At 38.9% G+C, this 17,444-nt stretch carries 16 protein-coding genes and 1 tRNA gene; 8 read left to right on the plus strand and 9 right to left on the minus strand.

The window, feature by feature from the left end; all coding sequences use genetic code 11:
- Window positions 1-27 precede the first annotated feature (27 nt).
- Window positions 28-801, plus strand: a complete 774-nt coding sequence (locus J0H12_05015) for an alpha/beta hydrolase (protein MBN9413266.1) — start codon at window positions 28-30, stop codon at window positions 799-801.
- 36 nt (window positions 802-837) lie between these two features.
- Here the strand turns inward: J0H12_05015 and J0H12_05020 are convergent, their stop codons facing one another.
- From J0H12_05020 to J0H12_05030, 3 genes are read right to left on the minus strand one after another with little or no spacing between them, the layout of a single operon-like run.
- The gene (locus tag J0H12_05020) at window positions 838-1,833 is read right to left on the minus strand and encodes a GDP-mannose 4,6-dehydratase (protein ID MBN9413267.1); all 996 of its coding nucleotides are present in this window, start codon (window positions 1,831-1,833) and stop codon (window positions 838-840) included.
- A gap of 51 nt (window positions 1,834-1,884) precedes the next feature.
- On the minus strand, window positions 1,885-3,162 hold the full coding sequence (locus J0H12_05025; protein ID MBN9413268.1) for an MFS transporter: 1,278 nt from the start codon (window positions 3,160-3,162) through the stop codon (window positions 1,885-1,887).
- A 52-nt stretch (window positions 3,163-3,214) separates the two neighbouring features.
- On the minus strand, window positions 3,215-4,540 hold the full coding sequence (locus J0H12_05030) for an MFS transporter (protein ID MBN9413269.1): 1,326 nt from the start codon (window positions 4,538-4,540) through the stop codon (window positions 3,215-3,217).
- A gap of 380 nt (window positions 4,541-4,920) precedes the next feature.
- Here J0H12_05030 and J0H12_05035 point away from each other — a divergent pair, with 380 nt between their 5' ends.
- Together J0H12_05035 and groL are read left to right on the plus strand one after the other, a co-directional pair.
- The gene (locus J0H12_05035) at window positions 4,921-5,211 is read left to right on the plus strand and encodes a co-chaperone GroES (GenBank protein MBN9413270.1); all 291 of its coding nucleotides are present in this window, start codon (window positions 4,921-4,923) and stop codon (window positions 5,209-5,211) included.
- A gap of 31 nt (window positions 5,212-5,242) precedes the next feature.
- The gene (gene groL, locus J0H12_05040) at window positions 5,243-6,904 is read left to right on the plus strand and encodes a chaperonin GroEL (protein ID MBN9413271.1); all 1,662 of its coding nucleotides are present in this window, start codon (window positions 5,243-5,245) and stop codon (window positions 6,902-6,904) included.
- A gap of 109 nt (window positions 6,905-7,013) precedes the next feature.
- Here groL and J0H12_05045 read toward each other — a convergent pair whose 3' ends face one another.
- Window positions 7,014-8,183 carry a TraB/GumN family protein gene (locus J0H12_05045; protein MBN9413272.1) on the minus strand — a complete coding sequence of 390 codons (1,170 nt, stop codon included), beginning with the start codon at window positions 8,181-8,183 and terminating at the stop codon, window positions 7,014-7,016.
- An 83-nt stretch (window positions 8,184-8,266) separates the two neighbouring features.
- Window positions 8,267-9,115: an ion transporter gene (locus J0H12_05050; GenBank protein MBN9413273.1), complete on the minus strand. Its 849-nt coding sequence runs from the start codon at window positions 9,113-9,115 to the stop codon at window positions 8,267-8,269.
- Window positions 9,116-9,214: 99 nt separating this feature from the next.
- Here J0H12_05050 and J0H12_05055 point away from each other — a divergent pair, with 99 nt between their 5' ends.
- Window positions 9,215-10,810 (plus strand): ABC-F family ATP-binding cassette domain-containing protein, encoded by a 1,596-nt coding sequence (locus J0H12_05055; protein MBN9413274.1) that lies wholly within the window; start codon window positions 9,215-9,217, stop codon window positions 10,808-10,810.
- 6 nt (window positions 10,811-10,816) lie between these two features.
- Here J0H12_05055 and J0H12_05060 read toward each other — a convergent pair whose 3' ends face one another.
- Window positions 10,817-11,605 carry a hypothetical protein gene (locus J0H12_05060; GenBank protein ID MBN9413275.1) on the minus strand — a complete coding sequence of 263 codons (789 nt, stop codon included), beginning with the start codon at window positions 11,603-11,605 and terminating at the stop codon, window positions 10,817-10,819.
- Window positions 11,606-11,702: 97 nt separating this feature from the next.
- Window positions 11,703-12,542, minus strand: a complete 840-nt coding sequence (locus J0H12_05065) for a hypothetical protein (protein MBN9413276.1) — start codon at window positions 12,540-12,542, stop codon at window positions 11,703-11,705.
- Between the two features lie 117 nt (window positions 12,543-12,659).
- On the opposite strand from J0H12_05065, the gene J0H12_05070 reads away from it, so the two are divergent.
- Window positions 12,660-13,358, plus strand: a complete 699-nt coding sequence (locus J0H12_05070) for a pirin family protein (protein ID MBN9413277.1) — start codon at window positions 12,660-12,662, stop codon at window positions 13,356-13,358.
- On the opposite strand, the gene J0H12_05075 is transcribed toward J0H12_05070, so the two are convergent.
- Window positions 13,301-13,525 carry a hypothetical protein gene (locus J0H12_05075; GenBank protein ID MBN9413278.1) on the minus strand — a complete coding sequence of 75 codons (225 nt, stop codon included), beginning with the start codon at window positions 13,523-13,525 and terminating at the stop codon, window positions 13,301-13,303. The two genes, J0H12_05070 and J0H12_05075, sit on opposite strands and share 58 nt — an antisense overlap.
- 309 nt (window positions 13,526-13,834) lie before the next feature.
- On the opposite strand from J0H12_05075, the gene J0H12_05080 reads away from it, so the two are divergent.
- The gene (locus tag J0H12_05080; protein ID MBN9413279.1) at window positions 13,835-15,361 is read left to right on the plus strand and encodes a M6 family metalloprotease domain-containing protein; all 1,527 of its coding nucleotides are present in this window, start codon (window positions 13,835-13,837) and stop codon (window positions 15,359-15,361) included.
- A gap of 151 nt (window positions 15,362-15,512) precedes the next feature.
- Here the strand turns inward: J0H12_05080 and J0H12_05085 are convergent.
- Window positions 15,513-15,602, minus strand: a tRNA-Ser gene (locus tag J0H12_05085).
- A 184-nt stretch (window positions 15,603-15,786) separates the two neighbouring features.
- On the opposite strand from J0H12_05085, the gene J0H12_05090 reads away from it, so the two are divergent.
- A complete protein-coding gene (locus J0H12_05090) occupies window positions 15,787-16,317 on the plus strand; it encodes an F-box protein (protein MBN9413280.1) in 531 nt (176 codons plus the stop codon).
- A 168-nt stretch (window positions 16,318-16,485) separates the two neighbouring features.
- The gene (locus J0H12_05095; GenBank protein ID MBN9413281.1) at window positions 16,486-17,229 is read left to right on the plus strand and encodes a methyltransferase domain-containing protein; all 744 of its coding nucleotides are present in this window, start codon (window positions 16,486-16,488) and stop codon (window positions 17,227-17,229) included.
- Window positions 17,230-17,444 lie beyond the last annotated feature (215 nt).

Raw genomic sequence — 17,444 nt, forward strand, 5'->3', positions numbered from 1 at the left:
AAAAAAGCAGAGCAGATGATATAGTCAATGACAAAAGAGCTTATAACTATCGAAAGATTTTTCTTCCCTGGGAGTATGAGTGAGCTTGCGGCTCACTTAGTTTTACCTCCTTTTCAGCCGTGTGCTTATGCAATTTATGTTCATTGTTTCACGTGTTCAAAAGATCATCATGCAAGTCGACGTATTAGCGCTGAACTTGCGCAACTTGGGATTGCAACATTAAGATTTGATTTAGCAGGATTAGGTGAGAGTAGAGGCTGTTTTGCAGAGACGAACTTTACAACAAATGTCCAAGATATTTTAGCAGCTGCTCATTATCTACAAAACAATCATGAGTCTCCTACCTTAATCATAGGACATTCTTTAGGAGGGACCGCTGCTCTCGTTGCTGCAAGCAAGTTTTCAAATATTCGTGCCGTGGTTACGTTGAATTCTCCTTATGATCCTGGACACGTTGCAAAGAGGGTTCATTCGGTTAGAGAAGACGTAATGCTTTATGGGGAAGCAGAAGTTTTAATTGAAGGGCGTCCCTTTAAAATTCGGAAGAATTTTTTTGAAGCGCTCGAGAATTACAACATGGGAGAGACATTATCTAAGCTTAAAGCAGCTTTACTTGTTATGCATGCTCCGGAAGATCCTGTTGTTGATATTCGTAATGCAAATCAAATATTTACGGCGGCATCTCATCCGAAGAGTTTTTTGAGTCTTGATGGAATGGATCATTTATTAACTAAACAAACAGATGCTTCTTATATTGCAAATATCATAAAAGCTTGGGCATCACGTTATATAGGCGTCTAAACTAATATCATAAGAAAATTAACTGACTTATAAAAATTAGACATTGTAATATTCTTTATACCACTCAACAAATTTTGGTATGCCGTGAGAAATAGGTGTTGTAGGAGAATAATTTAAATCCTGCTCAGAGGTCGTGATATCAGCTAAACTTTCAGGAACATCTCCGGCTTGGAGGGGGAGCATTTCTAATATGGCTTTCTTCCCCAGCGTTTGCTCAATTGATTTAATGAAATCAATAAGTTTCTCACTTTTATTATTCCCAAGATTATAAATTTTATGGGGAGGATCAACGGTATCGCGAGAAGGAGGCGCATTTAAAGCTCCCATAATTCCTTTTATAATATCATCAATATAAGTAAAATCTCGTTTCATTTTTCCCTGATTAAATACCTGAATAGGTTGATTATCAACGATCGCTTTTGTGAATAAAAAGGCAGCCATATCAGGTCGTCCCCAAGGACCATATACAGTGAAAAAACGAAGCCCAGTTGAAGGAATATGATAAAGATGAGCATAGGAATGCGTCATTAGTTCATCGGCCTTTTTTGTTGCGGCATATAATGAAATTGGGGTGTCACAATGATCTTCAACAGAAAAGGGTAATTTTGTATTGCTACCATATACAGAAGAAGAACTTGCATAAATAAAGTGCTGAAATCCTTTTCTTTGCCGTGCAAGTTCTAAGATGACCATGTGTCCCACGATATTTGCTTCTATGTAGGCAAATGGATTCATAAGAGAGTAACGAACGCCTGCTTGGGCAGCTAAATGCACGATTTGTAGAATTGAAGGATGGGCATCCCAAATTTGCTGTATGCGATCTCGATCAGAAATATTGGCTTGATAAAATGTAAAATGAGGAAAATCTTTTAATTTTCTTAATCGAGCTTGTTTAAGTGAAACATCGTAATAATCATTGATATTATCTATGCCAATGACAGACATCCCCTGTTTAAGAAGATGTAAAGTTAAACTGTAACCAATAAAACCTGCAACACCGGTAACAAGAATTGGAGATGAGGATATTAACATTCTAAATATTTCTTTAAATTAATATAGGTTCTAAATAGCTTCGATCTTCAATTAAGATGATACAGGATTTTTCGTAAATGTTTCACGAATAAAATATGTGAGTGATAAAGCTAGAATAAGACACAAAGGAATAGAAGCCAAAGCAAGTTTCCAATTTTCAAGAGTATAAAATGGCAGACCTTGTTCGATTTTTCCATTCCAGGCTTTATCTAAGATCCAGCCAATGAAAGGTTGAAAGATAACACCACTCAACATCACCGTCATATTGGTTAGCCCCAATGTAAGGCCACTCATCGATGAGGGAATAATTTCACATATTGCAGCAAAGCCTAATAATTGCCCAGTAAAAGAGATTCCTGTGAGAAAGAGAAGGACGTACATAACGGGTAAGGGAATGGGCACAAATATAATTACGGCATATAGAATAACAGAAACGATAGCGGAAATTATCATAGGATAGCGGCGGGTCTGAAAATAATCAGAAAGATAGGTTGTAATAGGGCTTGCGATAGCAATCCCAAAAAAGATCATTGCAATTGCACTCGCGGCTATTTTGCGTTCCAAATGGTAGATTGTGCTTAGATAGGGAACACCCCATAAATCTGCGAAGGCAGAAAGAGGGACATACATAAGTGAGCTATAAGTGGCAATAATCCAAAATTGCGAATTCCGTAAGAGTTTAGATAAACCTTTCCATAAATCGTTGGCTGAAGGTAAAAGAGGTTCTATTGAAGAAGAAGTATTATTTTTATCTCGTATAATAAACCACATTGCTAAAGCGAGCAGCAGTCCAAGACCACTTATTAAAAGAAGTGACGCTCGCCATCCAATATATTCAAGTAAAAAGGCTAAAGGAGCTCCTCCTGAAGTTGCTCCTATGGTGCCTAAAACCATCGTAAAACCAATGATTTTTCCTACTTTTTGAGGCGGAAACCAAAGAGTCGCTAACTTTAGTGTCCCAATAAAAGCACACGCTGAGCCTGCTCCCATCAGTAATCTTCCTATCGCTGCAAAAGGAAGGATGGTTGCGCTTGCAAATAGAAAACTTCCTAAGACACAAAGAGAGGTTGAAAAAGTTAAAACACGTCGAGGACCAAAACGATCCATAATAAATCCTAGAGGGATCTGTAACGCATCATAGGCATAATAATAAAAAGCGCTCAAAACCCCTAAAGCATACCCATTCACTTGAAAAGCCCGCATAAGCTCTTCGGTCATGATGCTGGGAGAGACACGTAAAATAAACTGATAACAATAAAATAGACCGCCGCACAGCCAAATGGCCCAGGGGAGATAATGCATGAAATAAGTTTTTTTTATAGATTTCATAGGGTCTTTCTAACAAAGAAAAAGAAATCATTCAAGCTAGCAACAGATGATATTATTCAAGAGGAGCAGAATGAAGGGGCTTTTTCAGATCTTCGGGAAAAGTTTCAGGGATAAATTTCAAAAGGAGAAGAGCAATTAGTATACTGAACGGAATCGGCATGAGAGCAAATCGCCATTCTCCTAAGGTATAATCAGGAAGCCCATTTGTGATCTTGCCTTGCCAGAATTGATCTAAAAGTCCACCAATAAGAGGGAGGCAAATGACACCACTCAGCATTACGGTCATATTTGCAAAGCCTATCGCAACCCCACTCACAGAATGAGGGACAATATCGCAAATTGAAGCAAAGGAAAGAATCTTTCCTGAGTAGAATATACCAGCAAGAAAAAGAAGGATGTACATAACGCTGAGAGGGATATTAGGTACGTAAATAATAGTCACATATACAAGAGAAGAGCCAATGGCAGCGATCGTCATAGGCCAGAGACGAGTTTTATAATGGTCTGAAAGAAAAGTGCTAATCGGAGATCCTATGGCGGCCCCAATAAAAATCATAGAGATAACGGAGGCTGCGACGGGGCGATCTAAGTTATACATTTCTCTCATGAAAGGGATGCCCCACAAATCTGCAAACGCAGCAATAGGAACATACATTAAGGCACTATAAACAGCGATAATCCATATTTTAGGCATTCGAATAGTTATTAATAATCCTTTGAGAAGAGAGGCGCCTTCAAGTCCTGGATTTAGAGAGCGATTCCAAGGATTTTCTTCTGGATTTTTGTCTTTTACAACAAACCATATGGTAATGGTTAAACAGAGTCCTAGAGCCGCAAGAAGGAAAAAAGAAATTTTCCAAGTGGTTTTTTCTATGAGAAAAGCTAAGGGAGCGCCGCCTATACTTGCGCCTAATGTTCCTAAGAAAATAGTTAATCCAATAAGTCGTCCTACGCGTTGAGGAGGAAACCATAAGGTAATTAATTTAATACTACCCAAGAGGGCACAAGCAGAGCCTGCTCCAATTAAAAGGCGCCCAAAAGAAGCTACAGTAAGGGTCTGCGCCATTGAAAATATCAAAGTACCAATGACCGTTGTAAAACAAGATAAAGCAAGGATTTTGCGAGGCCCAAAACGATCAACAATCATTCCTATCGGGACTTGCATTAAAGCGTAGGCATTATAGAAAAAAGCAGAGAGAATGCCTAGAGCATAACTTTGAACATTGAAATGCCGCATAAGATCTTCGGTTATAATGCTAGGAGAAATGCGCAAAATAAATTGAAAAAAGTAGAAAAAGCTTCCACACGCCCAAATTTTCCACGGGAGAAAATCAATTTTTGAAACTTGAGAAGGAGATTTTTTTTGAGGAAGAGTCATGATTTTTATATCCTCAAAATGAAGCGATTAAAAATTTTAAAAGCTCTGACTAAAATAAAAGAATAGAAAATTATAATTTTCAATATGTTACTTAAACCTCCTAGTAAAGTACTTTAAACTATGTCGGCAAAGTCTGTTCTTACGACTTCAGGGGGCGTAAGAAGGGTTGCAATTTTGCAAAAACTGACTCTACTTCTTTCTCAAAAATATGCAACTATAAACCTTGCTAAATCTTAAATTTAATTCTGAAATTTTAATTCATAATTGACGATTTTAGGGTGCCATGTTATATAATTAGCACTCTTCCTGGTTAAGTGCTAATGTAGGGCTTAAAGACAGATGAAGAGCAACTTTCGTCTTTTAGAGAAAGGAGACACGACATGAAATTTAAACCACTCCACGATCGCGTGCTTGTAAGACGCATGGAACAAGAATCAAAAACTGCAGGTGGGATTATCATTCCTGATACAGCAAAAGAAAAACCAATTGAAGGTGAAGTTCTTGCTGTTGGTTCTGGCATTTGCGATGAGTCCGGTAAAGTAAGACCTCTCGATGTTAAGGTTGGGGATCGTATTGTTTTTGGCAAATGGTCTGGAACTGAAGTTAAAGTTGAAGGCGAAGAGCTTTTGATTCTTAAAGAATCTGATATTTTTGGCATTCTTGCCGCTTAACGGATGATAATTAATTAAAAGGAGACAAATCATGTCAGCAAAAGAAGTTAAATTTTCAACAGATGCTCGTGCACGCATGTTACGTGGCGTTGACACCCTTGCAAATGCTGTAAAGGTGACGCTTGGCCCAAAAGGTCGTAATGTTGTTCTATCAAAAAGTTTTGGTGCACCTCGCATTACAAAAGATGGTGTTTCTGTTGCAAAAGAAATTGAACTTGAAGATAAGTTCGAAAATATGGGCGCTCAAATGGTGCGTGAAGTCGCAAGCAAGACTAATGACATTGCTGGTGATGGCACGACAACAGCAACTGTTTTAGCTCAAGCAATTGTTCGTGAAGGGGCAAAAGCTGTTGCTGCAGGCATGAATCCTATGGATCTTAAGCGTGGTGTTGACTTGGCTGTAAACGCTGTTATCGAAGATCTTAAAGCACGTTCCAAGAAAGTTTCTACTTCTGAGGAAATTGCGCAAGTCGGGACGATTTCTGCAAATGGTGAATCTGAAATCGGAAAAATTATTTCAGAAGCCATGGATAAAGTTGGTAAAGAAGGCGTTATTACGGTTGAAGAAGCGAAATCATTCGCAACTGAACTTGAAGTTGTTGAAGGAATGGAATTCGATCGTGGCTATATTTCTCCTTACTTTGTGACCAATGCAGAAAAAATGGTTGCTGACCTCGAAAACCCATTCATCCTTATTCATGAAAAGAAACTCACAGGCCTTCAAGCAATGTTGCCAGTTCTTGAAAAAGTTGTTCAGTCTGGTCGCCCGTTACTTATTATTGCTGAAGATGTCGAAGGTGAAGCTCTTGCAACTCTCGTGGTGAACAAGCTTCGTGGTGGCCTTAAAGTGGCAGCTGTTAAGGCGCCAGGTTTTGGTGATCGCCGTAAATCAATGCTTGAAGACATTGCAATCCTTACAAATGGACAAGTGATTTCTGAAGATGTTGGTTTGAAGCTTGAAAATGTCACGATTGATATGCTTGGAACAGCGAAAAAAGTTGTTATCGACAAAGAAAACACCACTATTGTTAATGGTGCTGGTGCAGCAAAAGATATCGAAGCTCGTTGTAATCAAATTCGTGCTCAAGTTGAAGAGACAACTTCTGATTATGATCGTGAAAAACTTCAAGAACGTTTGGCTAAACTTTCCGGTGGTGTTGCTGTTATCCACGTGGGTGGTGCAACAGAAGTTGAAGTTAAAGAGCGCAAAGATCGTGTTGAAGATGCATTGAACGCAACACGCGCTGCGGTTGAAGAAGGTGTTGTTCCTGGAGGTGGTTCTGCTCTTCTTTATGCAATTTCTTCTTTAGATAATCTTAAGTTTGCAAATGACGAGCAACGCGTTGGTATTGATATTATCCGCCGTTCTCTTCAAGCGCCAATTCGCCAAATTGTAACTAATGCGGGTGAAGATGGTTCAGTCGTTGCCAATAAGCTGATTGAAGGAAAAGATGCAAAGCAAGGGTACGATGCCCAAACAAGTCAATATGTTGACATGTATAAGGCTGGTATTATTGACCCAACTAAAGTTGTGCGTACAGCACTTCAAGATGCTGCTTCTGTTGCAGGTCTTCTCATTACAACCGAGGTGATGGTTGCAGATCTTCCTGAAAAGAAAGATGCGGCAGCTGGAATGCCAGGCGGAATGGGTGGCATGGGCGGAATGGGCGGCATGGGTGGTATGGATTTCTAAATTCAGCTCATTTTGTCACAGGTTAAAAAAGAAGGGCTGCAGAAATGCAGCTCTTTTTTTTGTAGATCAAAAAAGCTTCCCTCTCTGGGGGAGGTCGATGACTTTGGGGCTAATGTTTGCTTCGTTTAATAGTATAGCCCTTCTCTTGGGCCCATTTAAGAATGTCTGGGGTATGGGCGATGCCCACAGCAACAAAAGTGTCTTCTTTTAATTGTATATACTTTTCAAGCTTAGGAAGCCATGCTTGGGTTCTCAAGTCACAGGCAATTGAGTTGTTTGTGGCTTTCCATCTATTATGATGATAATCATAAATTATGGAGATTTCCATGTGATCTTCTAAAGAGCGCGGTGCTTTTTGCTGAAGAGGTTTTGAGGGGGCTGCCATCAATTCAATCGAGGATTCAATAGAAAAAATATCTAAAGAAATTACGTTTTCGGCAAATTCATTTAATTGTGCTTCATACCGTAAAGTAATGGTATCTAAGTTATAAACAGGTATAGAAGATTCTAAAGAATATCGGTATAAATAGTGATCTATTACTTCGAGATGGTTGGGTGCAGTATTCATGTACTCTAGTTCCTGAAGGAATTGAGACACAGCTATGGGGTGGAATACCCCAATATCGGTTAAATTTAACTCAGGAAATTCCTCTTGAAGGAGGGCAAGAATGTATTGACGCCTTTCATCTGAAAGAGAATTGTCCCAATTTGTTAAGAACTCTTTGATTCTTAGTTCTTCTTCTGCTTGCTTGCTTTGTAAAAATGATATTTTATCTTCTCTCTTAAAAAGAGAAGGATTTTCAATTTCTTGTTCTTCATAAAATGCTTGCAACCATTCTAGTTGTTGTTTAACAAGACGCTCAACTTCAGCAGGGATGTTTATAAAGGCACCAGTGCGTTTAAGTTCTTCCTTGGTCACTGATCGTTTATCCGCCCAATACTCTGGGGTGAGTTCGAAGATGGCGTGTTGAGCCTCTGAGAATTTCTTTAAAACAGAAGGGGGCAGCATGCAGTGAGGGTATGCATGATTTGTTCCTAATACTGTAAACTTTTTATAATTAGAGTCTTGAGGCGGCGTGAGCTTATAGAGATAAGGTCTATGCTGTCGTGGCATAGGTACAAGAGCTGAGATTTTTGATTGGAGAATTAAAGATTGTTTTACAACTTGATCTTCAGAAAATTGGTCGTTGTTTTTAAGGGGAAGAGATGACCCCCAACCGGTTGAAAAACTTTGTATAGAAGTTAATATAAAGAAGAATTTTTTAAAAAAATAACTCATGTAATTCCTTATGGGTAAAAATAATTGTATTTATCATCCTTATTAAGGGTGATAAATAGCATAAAAATTCCTATTTGTAAAAATTATTTTCTTTTAGATAGAGCCAGGTCTCTTTTTATTTCTGCTAATTCTTCTTTTAGACTTTTAATATGATTATCAAGCGGGTGAGTCCCTTTACGACGCATATCATCTTCTACCACTTCTGACATGGCGCCCACAATCGTTCCTACCACAAGATTAAAGACAAAATAACCTAGAATAGAGTTAAAGATCATGAGAAAGATCCAAGCGTCTGGATAGTATTTTGTCATGGTTTGAGATATTTCAAGCCAAGAGAATTCGCCGACCATGCTAAAAAGTGTCCGCATAGAAATGCCAATGTCACCAAATAATTCAGGCGCATATTCCCGATAGAGTTCTGTTGAGATCAAGCTGAAAGCATAAAAGAATATAAAAGCAAGAAAACAGACGCTGATAATCCCCGGAGTAGATTTTGCAAGTCCTTGAATAATGTGTCGTGTTTTGGGGAAGATATTGAGGACATTCAGGCTTGTGAGGCCTCTGAAGATGATAAGGACAGTTGGCGTGAAAGGGGAAGGGTAGAGTGTTGCAAGGATTAAAGTAAGGTCGAATATATTCCAGTAATTTTGAAAAAATTTCTTTTTTGTGACGATAATACGGAAAGCCATTTCAATCACAAAAAGACAATGAATCCCTTTTTCTAGGACTTCTAAAAATTCACCGTATTTTTGCTTAATATGGTGTATTGTTTGAAGGCCAGAGACTGTTGCTACGATGAAAATACATGCTAAGATCAGATAATGAATGGGCTCTTCTTCAAAGAATTTATTAACTTTCTCCGCGAAGGTCTCTACATCCTTTTCAACCTTTTTAACTTCTTTTGAAAAAGAATTTTTTTCTGCCTTAGCCATTATGATGTCCTCTTATTTCTTTCTAATATTTCAAAAGAAAATTAATGAATCGTTAAAGGTTAATTTGAAAAATGGCCGAGACTGTGGTATGCCAAGGACATGTTAACACTTAAAAATCTTACTTATCGTATTGCGGGACGAACTCTCTTAGATGGAGCTTCCTTGCAAATGGATCGCAGTCAAAAAATTGGTCTTGTCGGACGGAATGGGATCGGCAAGTCAACTTTATTTCGCTTAATTCTCGGAGAGATTCACGCGGATGGAGGCGATCTTAATTTTGCGCAAAGCTTTAAAATTGCGACAGTTGCTCAAGAAGTCCCGGGCGGAGAGATGTCAGCTCTTGAATTTGTGATTAATGCAGATCACGAACGTACTTCTTTGCTTTTAGAGGCTGAGACATGTGAAGATCCAAATCGTATTGGTGATATCCATGATCGTCTTATGACAATTGATGCCTACACCGCGGAGGCACGCGCTGCCAAAATTCTCTTGGGATTAGGTTTTTCTGAGGCTGAGCAACTTCGTTCTTTATCGAGTTTCTCTGGAGGATGGAGAATGCGTATTGCCCTCGCAGCGTCACTTTTTCAACATCCTGATCTTTTGCTCTTAGATGAGCCTACGAACCACTTAGATTTAGAAGCAGCTCTTTGGCTTGAAAATTTCTTAAAAAGTTATAATGCAACCTTGCTGATTATCAGCCATGATCGGGAATTTTTAAATAATGTCGTGACGAAAATTTTCCATCTCCATCGTGGGAAGATTACGACGTATAATGGAAATTACGATTTTTATGAAAAAACCCGTAAAGAACAATTAGCCTTTGGGCAAGCTTATAATGAGAAGATAGAAGCTCAAAAAAAGCATATGATGAAGTTTGTAGATCGCTTTCGGGCGAGTGCAACGAAGGCTCGTCAAGCTCAAAGTCGTCTTAAAGCCGTTGAAAAACTTGAACCTCTTTCTTTGGCGGAAGATGACCCAACTTTAAAACTAGACTTTCCTGAAACTGAAGCCTTGTCTCCACCATATCTTACGTATGATAAAGTGGCACTTGGATATGGAGATAAAGTAATCCTGCAACATTTGCGGGGAACGATAGGGCCAGAAGACCGTATTGCGCTCTTGGGGGCGAACGGGAATGGAAAATCAACTTTTGCTAAATTCTTGGCAGGCCGTTTAGAGCCAAAATCTGGCCATTTTCATCGTTCACCTAAATTACGTGTTGGCTATTTTCACCAACATCAGGCTGAAGATCTCAAAAAAGGAGATACAGCTTACCATCACGTCGCCGACCTCATGCCAAAGGCTTCTGAGACGGTTATACGTTCGTTTTTAGGACGATTTGGATTTGATAAGACTAAAAGCGATGTGGCTGTTGAAAAGCTTTCAGGAGGTGAGAAAGCGCGCCTTGTCATGGCTCTTATTTCTGTTGAAAAGCCTCATTTATTAATCTTTGACGAACCTACAAACCATCTTGATGTGGAGATGCGTGAGTCATTAATGATGGCAATTAACAACTTTGCGGGTGCCGTGATTTTGATTACCCATGATTGGCATTTACTCCGACATACGGCTGATCGTCTATGGCTTGTGGCGGACGGAACGCTTCGGCCTTATGAGGGAGATCTTGAAGAGTATCGTAAAATGGTTTTAGGAGGGGCTAAAAAAGAAGATAAAGGTAAAGCAAAGAAGAAGTAAAAATCTTCATTCTTCTTCTTTTAACCAGCCTACAAAAGAATCGATTTCAATGAGCGTAATTTCTTCAAGTGAGTTATAATAAGGAGCATTTTTTAGGCCCTCTAAAAATTCTTCTGGGGCAGGGGATTTATAAGTATGATCAACAATAATAACTTGTTCCCAAGCGCTATCTGCTGAAAAAAATAGAAGAGGAGCAAAGGTAGCATATTGATAAAAATGTTTTTTTATTTTGTTTAATTTTTGTGGGAATATATGAATTAAGGCATTCCAGATAAAATTATCATATACACCATAATAGTAAGTTTCATTTTTAACAGAGTCTGTTAATGGAATCCTTTGGGAAATTTTGTTTTGACTGACCAATCCAAGAAATTTCAGTCTTTCAATAGTTTGAAAAGGCAATAATAGATGGCTCATAAATATAATAGGTACACCTTTATTCATGAGACCTTTTAAATAATCAACCATCGTATTTTGAAGCCCTCCTCGAGCTTTAGGAGGTAGTTTTTCTGGCGTGTATGTGACCAAACCTGCATAAGGCATAGGAGGCATCACATAGTCAGATTTTGGGGCAGGATCATCTGTGACGATGCCCTCAACTTGAACAAACAAAATGGTTGTTCGGGGATATTCTTCTAAACATGCATCAATAATATTTTGAAGTGATTTTATGGATTTAGGTTCTTCTAAGACAACTCTGAGAGGACGAGGTGTTTCTTCTTCTGAAGGACAAGAAATAAGTTCCGATGAGGAATGGGTCAAAAAAATTAAACAAATAAGAAATATTTTGGTCATCACACAATTCTTTTTCTAGTTATAAGGTGATGAAGTAAGTATAAAACTAAGTTTGCTTGCGTTGTTAGTTTATATAATTTTCTTCACAAATCATTTTTTACAATAGTGCAGGATCAATGTTGTCTTCGTCTCGAACTTCTCCCTGAATCTTAGGAAATTTAAAAATAATGACTTTTTTCAGCGTCGGATAGTAGGTTGTTAAAGAAAGTTGATTCATAAATATCCGAATATTAAGTTCACTATCTTCCATAAATATAAGGGTGTCTATTGGAGAGGAAGAAGAATTTCTTTCAAAATACACATCAGGGACTAGTGCTTTGCTACGATAGTATCCCCAATCAGAGTTAACAGAGATGCAATTTCCTTTTTGGATAAAGTCGTAAGGGGTAGTGATCGTTTCTTCAGAGGGGCGGTTTTCAAGAATTGCTAGCAAAGTTTTATCTTTTGCAGCTTCATTAAATTCTTGGTCTGTAACCGGGGGATATTTTCGAATAGTTTTAACGGCGTGACTCCCTTTTTGAACCGCCATTTCCTGAGAGAGTAAATCCAACTCACTAAGGCATGTAAAAGTTTCTTCTGGGTTTGGCCAAGCGCTTGAAAAAAGGATCACGTACTTGCGTGCCATAAGATTCTTTAAATAAGGGACCATATCACCACGGGATTCGTATCTTGTTTTTTTCGTATCCCAATCATACGGTTGTTGATTTGGTTCTGAATAATTGGTGACAACGCCGTGCACATCCGTCAGGATGATGGTGTTTTGAGAAATATCTTGAAGATATTCTTCTGTCAATTTTGCAAATTCCCCAGCGCCTGTGAGGAGATGTGGAATAATCTCAGGTCCCTGTTTTTCTATCTCAGGAAGAGAAGCAAAGCTTTGTTGAGAGATTGTGAATAAAAGCGCAATTAATAAAAGGATATTTTTACTTTTTGTCATTTTTGTTTCCTTTTTGGGGATGTAAACATATTTTGAGGATCGTGAAAAGCTAAAATTTAACAGAGACAAGAATTTTTTCTTCATTTATTTTATAGATAAATCAAAAATGAGGCAAAAATGTATCTTATTCGACGATGTGCAGATCGCGGCTTTCGAGATCATGGATGGTTGCAAACCTATCATGCCTTTTCTTTTGGCGATTACGTTGATCCGCAATGGCGTCAATTTGGCTCACTAAGAGTTCTCAATGAAGATTTTGTACAGCCTGGCCGAGGTTTTGGAACCCATCCTCATCGCGATATGGAAATTTTGACTTACATCATGAGCGGGTCGCTAGAACACCAAGATAGTATGGAAAATGGAACCCAAATTAAGCCTGGGGAAATGCAATATATGAGTGCGGGGCACGGCGTTCTCCATAGTGAGTTTAATCCGTCTTCGCAAACGCCTGTTCATCTCTTGCAAATATGGCTTCTTCCCAACATTCGAGGGGCCGAACCGCGGTATGATCAAATCTCCTTACGGGAAGAAAAAGGACTTCATTTGGTTGCAGTCCCTGAAGGGAATAAGGGTGAAAATACAATAAAGCTCAGAACAAATGCTTGGGTATATGAAGGTCGTTTTCTCGCCTCGGAAAGTTTCTCTTATAAACCCAAAGGAACGCATCAGTGGATTCACATAGTCGAGGGCAAGCTAATGCTCAATGGCTACGAATTAGATCAAGGGGATGGAATGGGGATTCAAGAAGAATCATCTCTTTACTTTAGTGTTTCAGGAGACTCAACTTTCCTCTTATTTGATATGGAAATATCCTGAAATTTTAAGTTAATCACCCCATCGTTATTCTCAAGATTTGGTTTTCTTGCAGGGCATGTTGGACGACAAAATACGCCTGCTGTTTTTACGACAATAAAAAATATACCCTCGTAGTCTGAATTTTTATCGATAAGGGCTTGGTAAAATTTTTGTTCTTTTGCTAGCATTTTTTATCTGTTTGATGAAGTTAAATGATTCCACCTTGCACCTAGTATAAGGACTCTAGAAAAGTGTGCGATTGGAATTCAGACATTGAGTTTTAGTGAGGCCAGGTGCTTCTAGAGGCGCTTCGACAAGTTTAATTAAACATTTTTTTTATCTTATGAGATTTTTTGATCTCATAACATACTAACTTCAACTTCTAAAAATTTAGAAGTTCATGGAGGGAGATTGTGACTTGCAAAGGGAAAATGTGACAGAGCTTTCTTGTTGAAAATCTCCTACTTCTCTAACTGAAAACTAGAAAGGAGCCTATCATGAATTATAAAAAATGTAGGGCATTTTTTGGAATCCCATTAATTTTTGCGAGTTTATGTACCTATACGTTTGCATCGGTTGTATCTAGTGAAGAGAAAGAAGCACAGAGTAAGTATTCATTCCCAAAAACAGTTCCACCTTCCCCACAAGTTATCTCATGGCTTTATGCTGAGTATTTAGATGCCAATGAAAAAGTGGAAAAATTAACTTTTAAGGATTACTTAAAATTAGCTGGATATGTACCATCCTGTTCACATCAGGAAGGAAGAGATAATGTTTCAATCGAATCTTCAGGCATACGGAGAATCTCTATTCCCAGTAAGCCCGTCGCAGGAGAGCTGCATGTAAAAGTTTTGCTAATAGATTTCAAAGACAAAGTTGGTCGACTTCCACGTAAACATTATGAAAATTTATTATTTTCAGACAAGAAACTTTTATCAGGCAGCATGAAAGACTACTATAAAGAAGTTAGTCTGGATAAGGTATCTATCAAAGGATCGGTTCATGGATGGCTAAGAATGCCAAATCCTTATTCGTACTATACGAATGGTGAATCAGGAGGAGAATGGGGCTCATATCCGAGAAATGCCCCTAGAATGGCTGAAGATGCTGTAAAAGTTGCTTTAAAAAAAGGTATTTCGTTTGAGAAAGAGCTTGATGTTTTAGATAACGGTATTATCACGGCTCTATTCTTAATTCATGCTGGTAGCGGAGCAGAACGTTTACATCCATCTATTCGGGGAAATGATATCTGGTCCCATAAATGGAACCTTAGAACTCCTATTCAAGTATCACCAGGCTTACATGCTTCTACTTATTTAACAGTGCCACATGATTGTGATGTAGGTGTATGTTCCCATGAGCTAGGGCATTTAGCTTTTCAATGGGATGATTTTTATGATCCAAACTATGACGAAGATGGAAAGACTTGGGATGGCTCTGGTATGTGGGATTTAATGGCAAGTGGTTCTTATGGTGGAGGCGGAGCTCGTCCAGTTCATCCCGCTGCTTTACATAAAATGCAACACAAATGGGTTGAGACAGAAACAATAGATGCTTCAACGATGGAAGGTGATAAAATGTCTCTTACCCTTCCCCCTTTCACAACAATGCCAGGTTATAAGATCATTAAACTTACAAGTCCTGCCTTCAAACCAACACAATACTTACTATTAGAAAACAGAATGAGAGTTGGATTTGATAGCAGGTTACCTGGAGAAGGACTCTTAGTATGGAAAGTGGATGAGTCTAAAGAAATGTTTTCTCCCGATAGTCCAGGATTACAACTCGTTCAAGCCGATGGACAGCATGATCTTGAGAATGCCTTTGATGACAATCAGGGGGATGGAGGAGATCCTTTTCCTGGAACTAAGAATGTAGTGGACCTTAATGATGAGAGCAGGGACCCTGCCAGACCCATTACTTCCTTCAAGGGAGGGGCTCTTTCAGGTATTAATCTTTCTGATATAACTCGTGCTCTTTCTGGCGAAGTAAGCTTTACTATAACCTATATTAAAAGAGATTAGAGCCTAAGTAAAAACTAGAGGGCGAGGATGAAGAAAGGTTATTTGCGTAAACAAAGCGTAAAGAGCCTGGCAGTCTCGCCCTTTTTCATAAGCACAGAAGACCATGTGTCATCATGCCACAGGCGTGTATCGGCTTTATCACAATAATCGATGGCGGAGAGAGAGGGATTCGAACCCTCGATACGGTCTCCCGTATACACGATTTCCAATCGTGCGCCTTCAACCGCTCGGCCACCTCTCCGTGTTGTTATTCACTTACGCGAGCTTGCTGCGGCTGTCAATCAGAATTGGTATGAGGGATGCTTTTCTAAGGGATAAATTTATTTTCGCCTGCAGAAAGAATTCGACAGATTATTTTCACTTCAGTTAACGGCCTTTTAATTTTTAAAGCGTATTTTAAGAGTATAAACAAGGGAGAGTTAGTAATGTCTATCAAGAAAATAAGTTTAAATTCCGTGGTATTGAGTCTTGTCGGAATTTGTGGAATGAGTAGCGCAGCATTTAAAGCAGATGCCTCAGATCAAGGATGTTTTGATAATTTACCTACAGAAATGAAAGCTGAGATTATGGGATATCTTCCCCATAAAGATCTTTTGACGATGCGATTGGTTTCTTCAGAATGCCACAATATTTTAAATGATGAAAGATTTTGGAAAGGCATGGCTGAAAAAATTCTTGGGCAAGAGGTCATAAATTTCAGTGAGAGGTATAGTGCGACTTTTAAAAGACTTAGTGGAGCTGAGAAATGGCGTACTCTTCTCGATCCTAACTCAAATGCTAAAATTAGGGGTGAGTTGAGAACGAAAAAAATGGACTCCCTTCGTGAAGAGAGCCATGAGCATGAGATGATGCAAAGAACAGGTGAAATACCAAGAACTGAAAAGTTTAAGGCTTCAAGCGAGATAGAAAAATTCGACCCCGTCATTACGAAGCTCAAAGGGGCGAAAAAAGATTAAAAATTGAGAATTTTGCTTTGCTATGCCGCCATGTATACAATTAATAATGGCGGCTTTTTTCGTATTTCGGGTGATAAAAGAATATATATCTAGTGCCTATTTCATAAATATATTAGGGTTGATGTTGAACTTTGTAGGTATGTCTTTAAATTAGGATATAATGTTCTTATGCGTATGGATATCGCTGACCTTCACCGTTTTTATGAAAGCCCGTTGGGGAAATATGTGCAGAAATATATTGCAAAATATATTGCAACCATATGGCCCGATGCCGTTGGAGATTGCGTCGTTGGCTATGGCTATCCTATTCCTTATTTAAACCAGTTTCAGCTGCGTGCTGAACGCGTGTTGTCCATCATGCCAGCGTCACAAGGGGCGATTTTCTGGCCGGAAAATGAGGCCAATAAAGTTGCTTTAGCGGAAGATAATATCATTCCGTTGGCTGATCAATCTGTCAATCGCCTCCTTTTCGTTCACGGTCTTGAAGGCGCAGAAGATACGCGGCAATTGCTGCGCGAAGCATGGCGTGTTTTGGTGGATGGTGGCCGTTTGCTTATTGTGGCGCCTAACCGTCGAGGGCTATGGGCAAGATTCCCTAAATCCCCTTTTGGTATTGGACAACCTTATTCTGGAAGTCAGCTTTATACACTGATTCAGGAAAGCTTATTTACGCCGTTCAAGCCTGTATATGGTCTTTATCTCCCTCCCATTGAGTCTTCGATGATGTTAAATTTTTCAGAGACTTGGGAAAGATTAGGAGGGATATGGTGCAACAAGATTGGTGGTGTGGTTATCATTGAAGCCAAGAAGCTTACACTCTCAAGAATTCTTGAGCGCCCTCGCGGATGGCGTTCTCGCATTTTTATTCCGTCTCCTTTGCCGGTTAGCTCTGAGAATAAAGAAATCCTTTGAAGATAAAAGGTGACGGCAGTCTTAAGTTTTTATGTAAAGAAAAAATAAGTTGAAAATGGGACGGGTTTTTCTTGAAATTTGTATCAAGGTGTGATATGGTATTAATAGATGGTCAGAGATGAATCTCTTCCCTTATTAAGACTTAAAACTTCTTGATAATCCTTTTACTAAATCTCTTACATCTAGGTCATAAAAGAAGAATAAATCAGGGATTA

This window comes from Candidatus Paracaedimonas acanthamoebae (genome assembly GCA_017307065.1).
GTDB classification, from domain to species: Bacteria; Pseudomonadota; Alphaproteobacteria; order Caedimonadales; family Caedimonadaceae; genus Paracaedimonas; species Paracaedimonas acanthamoebae_A.

Coding starts and splice junctions, on each gene's coding strand:
- J0H12_05015 (MBN9413266.1), top strand. CDS start 28: ATGACAAAAGAGCTTATAACTATCGAAAGATTTTTCTTCCCTGGGAGT.
- J0H12_05020 (MBN9413267.1), bottom strand. CDS start 1,833: ATGTTAATATCCTCATCTCCAATTCTTGTTACCGGTGTTGCAGGTTTT.
- J0H12_05025 (MBN9413268.1), bottom strand. CDS start 3,162: ATGAAATCTATAAAAAAAACTTATTTCATGCATTATCTCCCCTGGGCC.
- J0H12_05030 (MBN9413269.1), bottom strand. CDS start 4,540: ATGACTCTTCCTCAAAAAAAATCTCCTTCTCAAGTTTCAAAAATTGAT.
- J0H12_05035 (MBN9413270.1), top strand. CDS start 4,921: ATGAAATTTAAACCACTCCACGATCGCGTGCTTGTAAGACGCATGGAA.
- groL (MBN9413271.1), top strand. CDS start 5,243: ATGTCAGCAAAAGAAGTTAAATTTTCAACAGATGCTCGTGCACGCATG.
- J0H12_05045 (MBN9413272.1), bottom strand. CDS start 8,183: ATGAGTTATTTTTTTAAAAAATTCTTCTTTATATTAACTTCTATACAA.
- J0H12_05050 (MBN9413273.1), bottom strand. CDS start 9,115: ATGGCTAAGGCAGAAAAAAATTCTTTTTCAAAAGAAGTTAAAAAGGTT.
- J0H12_05055 (MBN9413274.1), top strand. CDS start 9,215: ATGTTAACACTTAAAAATCTTACTTATCGTATTGCGGGACGAACTCTC.
- J0H12_05060 (MBN9413275.1), bottom strand. CDS start 11,605: ATGACCAAAATATTTCTTATTTGTTTAATTTTTTTGACCCATTCCTCA.
- J0H12_05065 (MBN9413276.1), bottom strand. CDS start 12,542: ATGACAAAAAGTAAAAATATCCTTTTATTAATTGCGCTTTTATTCACA.
- J0H12_05070 (MBN9413277.1), top strand. CDS start 12,660: ATGTATCTTATTCGACGATGTGCAGATCGCGGCTTTCGAGATCATGGA.
- J0H12_05075 (MBN9413278.1), bottom strand. CDS start 13,525: ATGCTAGCAAAAGAACAAAAATTTTACCAAGCCCTTATCGATAAAAAT.
- J0H12_05080 (MBN9413279.1), top strand. CDS start 13,835: ATGAATTATAAAAAATGTAGGGCATTTTTTGGAATCCCATTAATTTTT.
- J0H12_05090 (MBN9413280.1), top strand. CDS start 15,787: ATGTCTATCAAGAAAATAAGTTTAAATTCCGTGGTATTGAGTCTTGTC.
- J0H12_05095 (MBN9413281.1), top strand. CDS start 16,486: ATGCGTATGGATATCGCTGACCTTCACCGTTTTTATGAAAGCCCGTTG.